Source organism: [Flexibacter] sp. ATCC 35208 (assembly GCF_001975825.1).
Classification (GTDB): domain Bacteria; phylum Bacteroidota; class Bacteroidia; order Chitinophagales; family Chitinophagaceae; genus Chitinophaga.
This window is the reverse complement of sequence record NZ_MTKN01000033.1, coordinates 24,360-39,926: the sequence shown is the minus strand read 5'-3', so window position 1 is coordinate 39,926 and position 15,567 is coordinate 24,360. Positions and strand designations below refer to the sequence as shown.

The 15,567-nt window shown below is 45.7% G+C and carries 7 protein-coding genes; all 7 read left to right on the top strand.

Annotated features, from left to right (window positions below; all coding sequences use genetic code 11):
• The first annotated feature begins 169 nt into the window (after window positions 1–169).
• Window positions 170–1,348: a glycosyltransferase family 2 protein gene (locus BW716_RS20370; RefSeq protein ID WP_083725461.1), complete on the top strand. Its 1,179-nt coding sequence runs from the start codon at window positions 170–172 to the stop codon at window positions 1,346–1,348.
• Window positions 1,341–2,507, top strand: a complete 1,167-nt coding sequence (locus BW716_RS20365; RefSeq protein WP_083725387.1) for an acyltransferase family protein — start codon at window positions 1,341–1,343, stop codon at window positions 2,505–2,507. Before BW716_RS20370 ends, BW716_RS20365 begins: the two co-directional genes overlap by 8 nt.
• A 292-nt stretch (window positions 2,508–2,799) precedes the next feature.
• The gene (locus BW716_RS20360; RefSeq protein WP_083725385.1) at window positions 2,800–9,540 is read left to right on the top strand and encodes a fibronectin type III domain-containing protein; all 6,741 of its coding nucleotides are present in this window, start codon (window positions 2,800–2,802) and stop codon (window positions 9,538–9,540) included.
• A gap of 120 nt (window positions 9,541–9,660) precedes the next feature.
• Complete coding sequence (locus BW716_RS20355; protein WP_083725383.1) at window positions 9,661–11,847, top strand: Wzz/FepE/Etk N-terminal domain-containing protein; 2,187 nt, start codon at window positions 9,661–9,663, stop codon at window positions 11,845–11,847.
• Window positions 11,847–12,920: an acyltransferase gene (locus BW716_RS20350; RefSeq protein WP_083725381.1), complete on the top strand. Its 1,074-nt coding sequence runs from the start codon at window positions 11,847–11,849 to the stop codon at window positions 12,918–12,920. The genes BW716_RS20355 and BW716_RS20350 overlap by 1 nt, the downstream gene beginning before the upstream one ends.
• Window positions 12,921–12,923: 3 nt before the next feature.
• Window positions 12,924–14,273, top strand: a complete 1,350-nt coding sequence (locus BW716_RS20345; protein WP_083725379.1) for a flippase — start codon at window positions 12,924–12,926, stop codon at window positions 14,271–14,273.
• Entirely contained in the window at window positions 14,270–15,463 is a 1,194-nt protein-coding gene (locus BW716_RS20340; protein ID WP_083725459.1) for a glycosyltransferase, read from the top strand. The genes BW716_RS20345 and BW716_RS20340 overlap by 4 nt, the downstream gene beginning before the upstream one ends.
• Window positions 15,464–15,567 lie beyond the last annotated feature (104 nt).

Sequence of the window (15,567 nt, the reverse complement as noted above, 5' to 3'; positions counted from 1 at the left end):
TTTTGAAATTGGTAAATGATAAAGAATTCCTCGTGAATGATGCGAAAGTGAAAGTAAACGATGCTAAAATTGCGGTTGATGTATCATTATATTGACACACAATAATTTTTCTTCTTTAATTTGGCACCATTATAACGAAAGCATTACCCCGATAAAGCCAATGTTTACAATGATGATTTTATTCTACACCAGCTTATTCATTCTGTTCTATAATTATATCGGGTATGGTTTCCTGGTGGGGATACTCGTGGCCTGCAAACGCCTCCTGTCAAGGGCTTCCAGAGAAGTCACTACATTTGAGCCCGCAGTCACCCTCATCGTTGCTGCATATAATGAAGCGGCATTCATAGCAGAAAAAATAAAGAACACCCTGGAACTGGATTACCCTGCTGATAAATTAGAAATTATATTTATCACTGACGGTTCCAATGATGGTTCTGAAATAATAGTGCAGCAATACGCAGGTATCAGGAGTATGCACGAACCTGAAAGAAAAGGAAAAACTGCCGCCATCAACAGGGCCATGCAGACCGTGCAGACACCGGTTGTGATCTTCTGCGATGCAAATACGTTGCTGAACATTGATGCTGTTAAAAATATTGTGCGCCACTACCAGGATCCAAAAACCGGTGGTGTGGCTGGTGAGAAAAAAGTAATGCCCGCTGGCAACAGCGGTGCAGCGGGCACTGAAGGCATCTACTGGAAATACGAATCATTGTTAAAGCGACTGGATGCTGCCCTGTATACAGTGGTAGGCGCTGCCGGTGAGTTGTTCTCTGTAAGAACTGTACTCTTTACACCAGTGGCACCTGAAGTGATCCTGGATGATTTTATAATTTCACTCAGAGTGAACCAAATGGGCTACAGGATTGCGTATGCACCGGATGCCTTCGCAATGGAAACGCCATCAGCAGGTATTACAGAAGAACATAAGCGCAAGATCCGCATCAGTGCAGGTGGTTTCCAATCCATCGTCATGCTGCGTGCATTGCTCAATGTATTCCGGTATCCACTCCTCTCCTTCCAGTACATTTCGCACCGCGTACTGCGCTGGACACTGAGTCCACTCAGTCTGCCAATACTGCTCATTTCCGCAGCTGTACTGACATTGCAGGGTGCTGGTGGTTGGTGTCAGCTCATTTTTGCAGCACAGGTAATATTTTATTTACTCGCAGTCGCCGGATTTTTCCTCGCTAAGAGAGATATTAAATTCAAGCCCTGCTATATACCATTCTATTTTCTCTTCATGAATGTGGCGATATACGAAGGGTTTTTCCGATATATCAGGAAACAGCAATCCGCAGTATGGGAAAAGGCAAGAAGAGAAACAGCCGTTATGAATGCATAAAAATCGCAACAACCAGAAGATGTCGACTACAACCAATACACAGCGTATTAATAGCATGGATGCACTCCGGGCGCTGGCCATGTTCCTTGGCGTGGTGCTACATGCAGTGATGGCGTATACCATAACCCCATTCGAAAACTTTTATCATGACCCGCACTATAGCAGCGGCGCTTATGATGTGATCTTTTTTGTAATACACACTTTCCGGATGCAGTTATTTTATCTGATAGCCGGGTTTTTCTTTCGTTTATTATATTTCAGGATTGGCGAAGCTGCGTTCATCAAGCATCGCACGCAGCGCATCCTGATCCCTTTCGTAGTGGGTCTGTTCCTGATCCTTCCCTTTACCAATCTGCCGCTCACAGCGTATACGGTCACCGGTGGGGGCCAGCACCTCACCGGTCCGGACGTTTCCCTGATCCTGCACAACATCATGATCTGGAGAGGCCCGGTACACCTGTGGTTCCTGTATTACCTGACGCTGTTCTACATCATCGGGATTGTATTACTGAGACTAAAGTTGCCCAAACTGCCCGTTACCATTGTGCCTGCGCTGTTACTGGTGGGCTCTTTTGTATCACTGTTGCTGTTTGATACATACTATATCAAATACACACCTGGATTGGTTCCGAAGCCAAACTACATCCTGTACTATGGCATTTTCGTATACGCCGGATGGGTACTGCATGAGCACAAAGAAAAATATTTCCCCCTGCTCAAACGCTATGGGCTGACGTTTACAGCCATTGGAATGGCCGCTGCACTGTTGATATATAATAATAGTACCACGGCCGATATTTTGTTGAAAGCCGGTATGACTATTGCCACCGCATCGCTGGTGCTTGGTTTCCTGGGTGTATTCCTTCGCTGGGTCAATGCTGAATCATATACCATGCGTTACCTTTCAGACGCCTCCTACTGGGTATACCTGGTGCATGTAGGGCTGGTATACATGATGCAGGCATGGCTGGGCGATACCCAATTACCGGGAATTCTGAAGCCCGTATTATGTTTTATCGTACCCGTAGCAATATCACTGCTTACCTACCAGTGGTTTGTTCGGTACACTATTATAGGGTTTTATTTACATGGGAAAAGAGAAAAATCGAATACTGAAGAACACAAAAGAGTATACAAAGTGTCTACATCTAAATCCTGAAAAACGTTGCAATCCTTTACTACTAAACATTACGTGGATTTAGAAAACGATTTGTTAATGTAATTAAAAAGATTTGCTTCTTTTAAATTTTATGCTACCTTAGCATTCTAATTTTATCCTTCCAACCAGTCCTCATTTAAAACCTCACGATAATACTTTTAGCCGTTTTCCTATTAAAAGCCGCTCAGCATTGAGTTGGCGCCGAATACGTTGTTAAGAAACATGTGAGCAGTTTTGCCAAAACTTGCTGGGTAAGTTAATTAATCGGTTTACAACTGAAACACTTATCCATATGAGGAAATTTTACGCAATTTGTCTGTTTTTAATCATGTGCTTTGGTCATATGGCCATGGCGCAGATATTCAATTCAGGCGACGCCGTTGTGAATTACGACCCCAATAACCCTCCTACCGCACCATCGTGGGGTACGATTGGTAAATGGGTCCGTACTAATCGGAGCGACGTCAATTTTACTAACAAAGACTCTTACAAGTGTTACTACCTGAATGGGATGCCTTTTCGCCTCAAGTTTCCCAAGAGCTATGAGCAAGGTGTAACAGATGGTAAGAAGTACCCCATCTTTATTTTCTTCCACGGTAAAGGCGAAGGTGGTGGCATTTATGACAACGAATATTCTCTGTATCATGGCGGTAGCAAATTCTGTGCTGCTGTAGACAATGGAACTTTCGATGGCTTTGTGCTGGTACCCCAAAACACCACAGGCTATTTCGGTGCATCTCACTACACATTTGTAAAGCAGATCATCGACACACTCATCGCCAGCAACAAGCTGGACATCAATCGCATCTTTGTTGACGGTCTTTCCGCAGGTGGCTCTTCCACCTGGGAATTTATGTTTGCTTACCCTACACTGGTAGCAGGTTTCCTGCCTATCAGCGGTTGCTCTATAGCATATAAAGACCAGGTCAACACCTTCAAGTACATTCCTCTTTGGATCTTCCAGGGTGGTCTGGACAATAGTCCTCACCCTAACACCACATCACAGGTTATGACCGCCGATTCTCTCGCAGGCGGTAACTGGAAAGAAACTGTATACCCTAATGGGGGTCATGGTATTTGGGACAACGCATGGAACGAAACTGATTTCTGGCCCTGGATTAACAGGCAGAATAAAACCAACCCCTGGCCTACAGCCGGGCACAATGAATTTTGCCCTGGAGAAACAGTAAATGTTACTTTAGGATTAACTGCTGGTTTTGATGGTTACGAATGGCGCAAGGATGGTGTTACTATCCCTGGCGCTACTACAAACGAATTGGTAGTGACCGCTTATGGTACCTACGATGCGAGAATAAAGAGAGGTACAGTATGGTCTGATTATTCTTCAACACCTGTTGTTGTAAAACAAAAAGCAGCCACACAAACCCCTCCTATCACTATTTCCGGCCTGATGAGTAAGGTGATCCCTGCTCCGGACGGGAATACTTATGTGACACTGACCCTGCCTGACGGTTATACTTCTTACCGCTGGGCAAAAGCAACGGACACTACTACACTGGCTACTACCCAGACTTACAATGCAGGCACAGCTGGTTCTTACCGCGCTAAAGTGACTGAGCTGTATGGCTGTTCCAGCGAATGGTCTTCTTCATTCTATGTAGTGCCTGCGACTGGTACTAATGCACCAGCACCTGCTTCCGGTCTCACGGCTATGGCTATTTCAAAAACAGCCATTACCCTTGACTGGACAGACAATCCAAATGCAACTTACAATGAAACAGGTTATGAGATATACCGCGGATCTACTTCCGGCGGCCCATATACCCTCATAAATTTAACTGCGGCTAACGCGGTTACTTATACTGACAGCCTGCTGAACCCCAACACTAAATACTACTACATTATACGTGCTGTAAACGACAGCAGCTCTGCTGCAAACAGCAACGAGGCTGTGACCCAGACACAGGTGGACAATACACCACCTACTGCACCGGGCAACCTCACCATAACCGGTAGCACTTCCAGCCAGGCTTCCCTGTCATGGACGATCTCTACTGATGATGTAGGTGTATATAAATACGATATCTATATTAATGGTATCAAATCTTACACTGTAGGAAACGATCAGACAACCTTCACCGCTTATGGCCTGAAGAGCGATTCCCTGTACAACTTTGTGGTAAAAGCAAGAGACGTAGCAGGCAACTCTTCTGCACGCAGTAACCAGGTTACCGCCTATGCTGTGGCTAATGGCCTCGCATGGCGCTACTACACCGGTAACTGGAGTACACTGCCTGACTTTAATACATTGACGCCTGATGCAACTGGTTACTCTGCTATCCCTGATATCAGCGTAGCGACAGATGCGGATTACTTCGGCTTTGTATGGGAAGGTGAAATCCGTATCCCTGTATCCGGCAACTATACTTTCATCATTAACTCTGATGATGGTAGTAAACTCTGGATAGACAGTAAGTACGATGCTTCTGTAACCCCACTCGTGAACAACGATGGTTCACATGGTACACAGGACAGAGAAGGTACCATCTACCTCACTGCTGGTATGCACAAAATTGCTGCTGCCTACAATGAAATCGCAGGTGGTCAGTCATTCACCCTCTCCTGGAAGAATACTGCAAATGGTATCACTACTGCCACCCAGATCACTGCTGACTACTTCAAGAAAACAGTGACTACCGGTGCAGTACCTAAATACCCTGGTAACCTGCTGGCGACTGCTACTGCTTACAACAAGATTAAACTGACATGGGCAGACAGCAGCAGCAACGAAACCGGTTTTGAAGTATACCGTGCTACTACACAAGGTGGTCCTTACACCACAGTAGCCACCACCGCTGCTAATGCAACGAGCTATACCGATAGTAACCTTGTAGCGTCTACTACATATTACTACCGCGTTAAAGCAATTAATAAATATGGTGACTCAGGCTTTAATCCTGCTGAAAGCGGTGGCCTGTTCTGGGGTGAATATCCAGGCTCCTACAGTACTTTGCCTGCTTTCAGCTCACTCACACCATCTATATCCGGTACCACCAATAATATTACCCTGAATGTAAGAGACCGTGAAGATTACTTCGCACTCAAATTCGATGGGTATATTAATATTCCGACTACCGGCACTTATACGTTCTATACTGCTTCAGACGATGGCAGTAAATTATATATCGGAGGCTTTAGCGAGAGCAATCTGGTGGTGAACAATAACTACCTGCAAGGGACTACCGAACGTTCCGGTACCAAGACCCTAACTGCTGGCAGATATCCTATCACTGTTACTTATTTTGAAGCAACGGGTAGCCAGACATTATCTGCCAGCTATGCAGGTCCGGGTCTCAGCAAGCGCCTCATTCCAGACAGCGCTTTCATCTACAAAAACATGAAAGCAACTACCCTGGCTACACCAGCGGTACCAACAGCTCCGACTAACCTGACATTGACAGCTGTAAGTCCAAACAAGATTCAGTTAAGCTGGAAAGATAACTCCACTACTGAAACCGGCTTTGAAATTTACCGTTCTGTAAATGACAGCACAACGTTTAAACTTTTCACCACTGTTGCTGCAAACAGTACGACCACAGCCGTGTACAACGACTCTGCACTGTTTGCCAACGTGAAGTACTTCTATAAGGTGCGTGCAAAGAATGAAGGTGGTTACTCTGTCTTCACTAACAGCACCGGAATTTACACACTCAACACTCCTCCTGTGATCTCACAGTTGGTCAACCGATCAGTGAGGTATGGCACTCAGCTCGTGCTGAACATCACCGCTACTGATGCAGATGGCGAGACCCTGACGCTCACGGCCGCGAATGTACCTTCCTTCGGAACATTTGCCAACACAGGGAACGGTACGGCTACATTGACTTTCAATCCTGCCACTGCCAATCAGGGTACCTATGCCAACATTACTGTGACTGCTGCTGACCAGCATAGCGGTACTGCCAGCACTACATTCACCCTGACCGTGAATGACAACTACACACCAGTAATTAGTACTGTAAGTAGTGTGACACTGGCAGAAGCTACAACCTCTTCTATCAGCCTGACCGCTACTGATGGCAACGCAACTGACACCATCACCTGGACCGCCAGCGGCCTGCCTTCTTTCGCTACACTGACTAATAGTGGTAACAATGCGACGATCGCCCTCGCTCCTACTTACATCGACGCAGGTACTTACAATGTTACTGTTAATGCTAACGATGGTAAAGGTGGTATCGATACCAAAACCTTCGCTATCACAGTGACGGATGTGGATCCAAGCCGTACACTCTATGTGAATTTCTCTGATGGATCTTATCCTCCATCTTCTCCATGGAACAGTACAAACAAGGCACCGGTACAAAACGACCTGTTCCCTAATCTGAAAGATCAGAACAGCGTAGCCACTACAGTAGGTATCAAAATTGTAAGTAACTGGGGCGCACTGGGTAACGGTTCTAACTACTATGGTACCAATACCGGCAACAACTCCGGTGTTTATCCAGACAACGTGATGAGAACTGCTTACTGGACCAACACGACCAAGCAAACACTGAAACTGTATGGTCTGAGCAGCACCAGCAAGTATAGCTTCACTTTCTTTGGTGCACGTGCGGATGTAACTGACAATCGTCTGACCAATTATACCATCGGTACGACAACCGTTTCTTTACAGGCTTCTTCCAATACAAAGAATACAGTTGCGATCAACAATGTCGCTCCTGATGCAAACAATGAAATCAGCATCGATCTGCAAAATGGTACCGGCTCTGTTTATGGCTACCTGAATGCAATGGTGGTGAAAGTATCTTATGATGATGGTAACGCACCTGCCAAACCAACCAACCTGGCTGTAGCCAGCGGTACAACTGGTGTGAACCTCACCTGGAAAGACGTTGCCTTCAACGAAACCGCTTACGAGATCTGGCGCGCTGCCACCAGAACAGGTGCTTACAGCCTGCTCACACCAACAGCCGCTGCAAATGCCGTAAGCTACACAGATACTTCTGCTAAGGCAAACAAGACTTACTTCTACGCTATCAGGGCAATCAATGGAAATGGTAATTCTGCATTCTCTGATACCGTTACAATTACTACCGGCAACAATGCACCTAAACTCGACAGCATCGCAGGTGTAACTATCAAGAATAACGAAACCGCTAACGTTACCCTTCGCGCGATTGACGATGCAGGCGACATCCTGACACTGAAAGCAACCAACCTGCCATCATTCGCTAAACTGACTGACAATGGCGATGGTACAGGTGCTATCAGCATCACTCCTGCTGCCGGAAACGTAGGTAAGTATACTGTGCCCATCACAGCTACTGACAACAATGGTGGAAGTGCTACAAGAACATTCGTGATCTATATCAGGGATAAGAACCTGACATCACTGTACTTCAACTTCAACCAGACGTTGCCTGCAGACGCACCATGGAACAACTTCAATACTTATCCGTACAATACAGCTGTTATCAATAACGCCATCGACGAAACCGGCGCTGCTACCGCCATCAAGATCGCTGTGCTGGATGCCTTCTCCGGTACCAACGCAAGCGGTGCTTCCACAGGCAACAACAGCGGCGTATATCCTGACAACGTTATTGCGACCACTTACTACACCAGTGAGTCTACAGCAAGAAGGATCAAGTTCACCGGTCTGTCTTCCACTTACCGCTACAACCTGATCTTCTTTGGCAGCCGTACAGGGAACGATAACAAGAACACGGACTTTACAGTAGGCAGCAACACCGTCACGCTGAACGCTGCGAATAACAGCACCAATACTGTTCAGATCAACGGTATCTCTGCAGACAGCACCGGCGCTATCCAGTTCACTGTGAAACAGTCTACCGGCGCTACTTACGGTTATATCAACTCAGTAGTATTACAATACTACATCGACAACGGTTCTCCGCTCAATCCTACCAACGCTACTGCGATTGCTACCGGCAAGACCAGTATCAATCTGAAATGGCAGGATAACTCAACGAACGAGACCGGATTCCAGGTATACCGTTCTACTGACAACAGTACCTTCTCCCTGCTGACTACAGTAGGTAATAACGTGAACTCTTATACAGATGCAGGTCTGGGAACAGATACCCGCTACTACTATAAGATCCGCGCCATTAAGGATACTGCCAGTTCTGACTTTACCAATGTAGCGAGTGCTTCTACTTTCATCAACGCTGTGTACATCAACTGTAACGTATACACTCCTGCAGGTACGCCATGGAACAATACCAACTCCGGACCTGCCCTGGGTTCTACGTTCCCGAACCTGAAAGATGAAAGTGGCAACAATACCGGTCTGACCATGACCATCACACAGGCCTTCACGGGTGATAACCCTTATGGTATGAACACTGGTAACAATTCAGGCATCTATCCTGACAACGTCATCAGCAGTACCTACTGGGTGGATATCAATGTGAATGGTCAGCTGAAGATCTCCGGTCTGAACCTGGCTAAGCGCTACAACTTCGTATTCTTCGCAAGCCGCGATGGCGACGGAGACAGAACGACCAACTACACCGTTGGTACCACCACTGTATCGCTGAATGCTTCTTATAACACCAGCAATACCGTTCAGATCAACGATATCGTTCCTGATGCAAACGGTGAAGCGCTCATCAATGTAAAAGCAGGTGGTAACTCCATCTACGGCTACATCGGCGCCCTGGTGATTCAACAGTATACGCCGAGCAGCAGTGACCTGGATCAATCCCTGATCATGGCTAAGAAGAACAACTACCTGACAGGTGAACTGACTAATTCCGATGCAGCAGACAAAGTGACGCTGACCAATGTTTATCCGAATCCGTTCGTTTCCAGCGTAACCCTGGATATGGCAAATACTGGTAAAACCAGCAGCAATGTGAGCATCGTAGTCTCAGATATTTCAGGTAAGATCCTTTACGCAAGATCACTTGGGAAACTGGATGCCGGCAGTCAGCGGATCAATGTCGATCTCAGTACATCTCAGATTCCAGCTGGTCCTTGCATCCTGCGTGTGTTAGATGGAGAAAATGTAGTGAAGACAGTGAAGTTGATTAAGAATTAATAATTGATAATTACCATTCTTTGATTGATTACTTATTTGTTACCGAAAAAGTCCGGTGTAAGCCGGATTTTTTCGGTCATTTTAGATTAGATTTTTTTACACTTTAAAGAATACGCCGATATGGATTTGATTTATTTATTCAAATCACTACTGAGGAGAAAATGGTTAATCATCATCAGCACTTTTATAGCGGTGCTGGCGGCTTTTTTGTTAACCCTCAACCAGGAAAAACTGTACAAGTCTGTTTCCCAAATTGCTACCGGGTACACCATGAGTGACCAGGTAAAACTTAAAGATGAAAGCTTCAACGTGTATGAAATTGATGTAAAATTCAACAACGCTGTCGAGGCCATCAAGTCACCCCGTGTATTAGGCATGACCGGTTATAGCCTCATGCTGCATGACCTGGAAAACCCTGACAAACCCTACAGGGTACCCTCTGTAGAGGATCGTAAAAACCCTGTCTATCGTAAACTGAATAGACAGAAGGCAATAGAAATCCTCAACAAAAAATACAACGAAGAGAAATTGCTCAGTTCTTTCGATCCCCAGGAAAGGGACATCCAGGAACTGATGATGATATATAAATACGATCTCGAAACAATGCGCAATGTATTGTACGTAGGTCGGGTACAAAGAACGGACTATATCGATATTCAGTATCGCTCTATCAATCCGGAGCTGAGTGCTTATATCGTGAACCAGGTCGTAACTGAATTCATGCGCAACTATGAATCCAGCCGTAACCAGCAAACTGTTCAGAACATCGAAACGCTGAAGAAACTGGTAGACCAGAAGCGTGAGGAACTGGATGGCAAGATTGGTAACATCAAAACAATGGGTACCCTCGATGCCACTGTGGAAAGTTCCAACACACTGGAACAGATCTCCAACTTCGAAAGCAGACTCGCTGATGAAAAGGCAATCCTGAACAGTGCACAACTGGCCAGCCAGCAGGTGACCCAGCGCCTGTCTGAAATGGAAAGCACCAGCACACAAAATGCAGCATCTACCAATAGCTCTAATTCAGAGCTGGCCACCCTGCGTGAAAAAATGAATGATGCCTCTAATGAATACCAGAGCAAAGGCGGGAGCGATCCGGAACTGTATAACAAATACAAAAAGGCGAGAAACGATTATTCTTCCAAACTGATGGCTATTGCTTCTGCAGCTCCCAGTGCCGCCAGCCCGGGTACCACCAGGGCAGACCTGCAACAGAAGAAAAGCGACCTGGACCTGCAGGTAAGATCTACCCAACAAAACATTGCTTTTTACGAACAAAAGATCAGACAGCTGAATGGCACTATGGGCGCTGCTGCGTCAAGAGGTGCAAACAACCTTGCGCTGCAGAAAGAAGTAGAACTGGCACAACAGGAATATGAAAGCATCAAATCCCGTTACGATGCAGCGGTGAACAACAAGATCGCACCGATGGATAACTTCCACCAGATCCTGTATGGTCAGCCTGCGGTTGAACCTGAGCCTTCCAAACGTATCATTATTGTCGCAATGGCTGGTATGGCCGTAGCGGTGTTCTGCTGTATCCTCATCATCTTCCTGGAATATATTGATGTGAGCATCAAGACTCCGACCCAGTTCCTGCGTATTCTTGAACTGAAACTACTGGGTGTAGTAAACAGGATCAACCTGAAGAAAACACCACTGGAAGAGATCTTTACCGATCCAACCCTTAAACAACATGATACGGCTGCTTTCCGGGAACTCCTGCGTAAACTGCGTTTTGAAATGGAGCACAGTGGTAAGAAGATCTTCCTGCTTACCAGTGGGAAACCGGGCGAAGGTAAATCTACTATTCTGAAAGCACTGGCATATAGCTTAAGTCTGAGTCATAAGAGAGTATTGATTATTGATACACAGTTTCCACATAATTCACTGACACAGGAATTTGAAGCGAAGCCCGTGTTGGAGAGTTTTAATTCTAATGAATTTAATTCCGGACAGATCGCAGACCTTATCTCTCCTACCACCATGCCCAATGTATTTATCATTGGTTGTGAAGGTGGCGAATATACGCCTGCTGAAATACTGAAACCGGGCAACCTGCTGGAATACCTGGGTGCACTTACCAGGGAATATGATTACATCCTGCTGGAAGGTGCTGCGTTGAATGAGCGTGCAGATAGTAAAGAACTGATGCAGTATGCCGATACCATCATTACCGTCGTATCTGCAAGATCAGGTGTGAACCAGACAGATAGGGAGACTATTTCTTTCCTGCAAAGTCTGAATGGTAAGTTCAGTGGTGCAATATTGAACTTTGTTGAACCCGAAAATATAGATCTATAATGAGCACAGTGAAACCCGGCAACAGGCTGGCGTGGATAGATTACGCGCGGGGCATTGCCATCATACTGGTACTGTACCGTCATATCTTTGAGGGCATTAGCCGCTCAGGTGTGGAGGCTTCACAGTTTAAGTGGCTGGAAAATGCAAACATCATTTTCTACAGTTTCCGTATGCCCCTGTTCTTCATCCTGTCTGGTGTGTTCATTGGTAAAAGTCTGGCAAAGAGAGGGATGAAGAGCCTGATCGTTAATAAATTCAACATCCTGCTGTATCCATATCTCTTATGGTCCGCATTGCAGATCACCATTCAAATCTGTCTGAGTGGACTGGTGAATGCAGACAGGGGTTGGGCGGATTACGGGTATATTTTTATATACCCCCGCCGCATCGATCAGTTCTGGTACCTCTATGCATTATTCAATGTAACAGTGTTGTATATACTCACGAAAGAAAAACTGCGGCTGAAGATCTGGCACCAGCTGGTGATCGGTTTGGCTGCTTATATGTACAGCAGTTATGTCTCCGTACATCATATTGATCTCGGCTTTATTTACGACATCTGTCACTTCTATATCTTCTTCGCCATCGGCGAACTCGTTGCGGATCAGATATTGGATAGCACTAAGTATCCCCTGTATGGCAGCTGGGGATTGTTTGCCGCCCTCCTGCCCTTCTTTGCCGCAGGCCAGTATTACTTCCTGATGACGAATTCAGAGATGAAGTACAATCTTTTTGTAGAAGAACATCAACCTTTATTATTTGCGCTCATCGCGCTCGTGGGTTGTGCATTTATGATCAATATATCATTCCTTTTACAGCGCTATGGCAGTGTAAAGCTGCTGCGGGTAGCAGGATTCCATTCACTTTACATTTACGTTTCTCATGTGTTGGTCGCATCTGCAGTGCGTATGTGCCTGGTAAAAGTGTTTCACATCACCTACCTGCCAGTGTTGTTAGTGATCTGTTTATGCTTTGCCGTTGTGATCCCCATCCTGCTATACAAGGCAGCTATGCGCGCAGGTGCATGGTGGCTGTATAGCCTGGAAAAGCCCATGGAACTTAAATTAAGCTAAAAAATGAGCAACCCAAAATACACCTACTGGCTGAAATCCGGCATCTACAGCGGATTACAGAAAATCGCCGTACTCCTGTTCGGGATCGGCAGTGTGCTGGTATTAACCCGCTCACTGACCAAGTCTGACATGGGCGTATGGAACCTCTTTCTCGTATATACCGGTATTATCGAGATCATAAGACAAAGTCTGATTAAAAACGCTGTGATCAAATACATCAATGGTCACGCTACGGAAGAACACCCCCATATACAGTCTGCTGCTCTGTACCTCAATATTGTGATCACAGTCCTGATCGGTATCCTGATCGCGGCCTTTATCATTCCCGTGAGCAAGCTATTGCAGGCCCCCCCATTGGCGATGGTGATGTACCTGTTCCTGCCCGGTTTATTGTTGTTAGTTCCCTTCTCTCATTTTGAATGGGTACAGAATGCCAATGCTGACTTCAGGGGCATTTTCTGGGGATATTTAAGTCGTCAGGGTACAAGTTTTATTTTGATCGTCGCGCATTTACTGATAGATCATAATATTACCCTTACCCACCTCATCCTCTACTTCGATGCAGGTTTGGTATGTGGCACCATCGTATCCGGCTACTTTGCCCGGAACTTTGTGACCCGTCAGATTAAGTATCATAAGGAATGGTTCACCAGGCTTTGGACCTTTGGTAGATGGGTGTTTGGTACGAACGTGAGTTCTTCTTTGTTCCGTAATACGGATACATTTATTATATCTTCTTTTTTAGGAACCCCATCAGTTGCCTTGTACAATGTATGTTTGCGTATATCCAATCTGGTAGATGTGCCTTCGCAGGTCTTAGGTGATATTTTATTTCCTAAGACGGCGAAGATGATGGAAGACGGTAACATCGAAATGGTGAAGTACTATTATGAAAGAGCTGTAGGTACAATTCTCGCAATCGCAGTACCCGCCAGCCTTGCTATTGTATTGTTACCCAGGCTGGTGATCGGCATCATCGCAGGTCAGGGATATATGGAAGCGGTACCTATTTTGCAGATAACTATATTTTATGGCCTGTTTCTGCCCTTCATCAAGCAGTTTGGCACTATTATGGATTCAATTGGCCTGCCCAAACTGAATTTTTATGTAATCACTGTAACGGCTATCTGTAATATATTCATCTGCATGTTCTATACCCGGCAGATGGGACTGATGGGCGCTGCTTATGGTACCATGACCTCATATGGTATCTGCTTCATTATCACGCAGACCATACTGTACCGTAAGCTCAATACCAGCTTGCTCAATGTGGGGAAATATATGCTGCAATTCTACCCGGAAGCGATCTCCGTGGTACAGCAACGTTATTTACTAAAATGGAAAGCCAGATGATCAGGAACAGGGATATAATCGTAGTAGGCTTACAGCCCTGGGATATTAAGATCGGGAGTAACTGTAAGAACATGGCGCAGGAACTGTCACAATACAACCGTGTATTGTACGTAAACAGGGCACTGGACAGGATCTCTGCCATCCGATCCAGCGACGACGAAATGGTGCTGACCAGAAAAGCAAGCCTCCGTGGCGACACCAACGATCTGAAGCCTGTCTCTGCTTCGCTCTGGACCCTGGATCCACGTACCGTATTGGAATCTATCAACTGGATTCCCGTGCCATCGATCTTTGACAGGATCAACTTAGTCAACAATAAAAGACTCGCCCGCGAAATCAACCAGGCAGCTAAGCGACTTGGATTTAACGATGCGTTGTTGTTTATCGATAATGATTTTTTCCGTGCACAGTACCTGCCTGAATTGCTGGAAGGTGTAAAGGAAACGATCTACTATATCAGGGATAACCTGACCAGTCAGCCATATTTCAAAAAGCATGGCGTAAGACTGGAACCATTGCTCATGCAGAAAGCTACGATGGTCGCTGCCAATTCAGCTTACCTCGCAGCGTATGGTGCAAAGTATAACAAAGCATCTTTTGATATCGGACAGGGTTGTGACTTCGGTTGGACGAAAGAAGAATATCCGCCGTTCAAAGATTTCAAAAGCCCTGTGATCGGGTATGTAGGTGCATTGATCAAATCCCGGCTCAACATCTCATTGCTGGAACAGATTGCTACACAACGTCCTGAATGGACACTGATACTGGTTGGTCCTGAAGACGAGGCATTCCGTAACAGTTCACTGCATCAGTTGAAGAACGTACACTTCATGGGTGCCCGTCATGGAGGGGAACTTCCATCATGGCTCAGCACTTTTGATGTATGTATCAATCCACAGGAGCTCAATGAGATGACCATTGGTAACTATCCCCGTAAGATAGACGAGTACCTGGCACTGGGCAAACCGGTGGTAGCAACAGATACGGTAGCGATGCAAATCTTTGCACCTTATGTATATCTCTGCAAGACAGCAGATGACTACATCATAAACATCGACACCGCCCTGCAGGAGGGTGATAACACCGAACTGCAGGAAGCAAGAAAAGCCTTTGCATTTTCACATACCTGGGAACAGTGTATTGCATTAATGGGGGCATACCTTGAACAAACTCAAAACGTAGAAGCATGAAAGATAACAGGTTTTCAGACGATCGGTTATTAGAGATCACCGTGACACTATTCATTGGCTTCACGTTGTTATTTCTGGCATTAAAAGTTTTATTCTTCTAAGAT

Bases quoted from the DNA above. Each gene is read 5' to 3' on its own strand.
- BW716_RS20370 (WP_083725461.1), top strand. From the start codon at position 170: ATGATGATTTTATTCTACACCAGCTTATTCATTCTGTTCTATAATTAT.
- BW716_RS20350 (WP_083725381.1), top strand. From the start codon at position 11,847: ATGAGCACAGTGAAACCCGGCAACAGGCTGGCGTGGATAGATTACGCG.
- BW716_RS20360 (WP_083725385.1), top strand. From the start codon at position 2,800: ATGAGGAAATTTTACGCAATTTGTCTGTTTTTAATCATGTGCTTTGGT.
- BW716_RS20355 (WP_083725383.1), top strand. From the start codon at position 9,661: ATGGATTTGATTTATTTATTCAAATCACTACTGAGGAGAAAATGGTTA.
- BW716_RS20340 (WP_083725459.1), top strand. From the start codon at position 14,270: ATGATCAGGAACAGGGATATAATCGTAGTAGGCTTACAGCCCTGGGAT.
- BW716_RS20345 (WP_083725379.1), top strand. From the start codon at position 12,924: ATGAGCAACCCAAAATACACCTACTGGCTGAAATCCGGCATCTACAGC.
- BW716_RS20365 (WP_083725387.1), top strand. From the start codon at position 1,341: ATGCATAAAAATCGCAACAACCAGAAGATGTCGACTACAACCAATACA.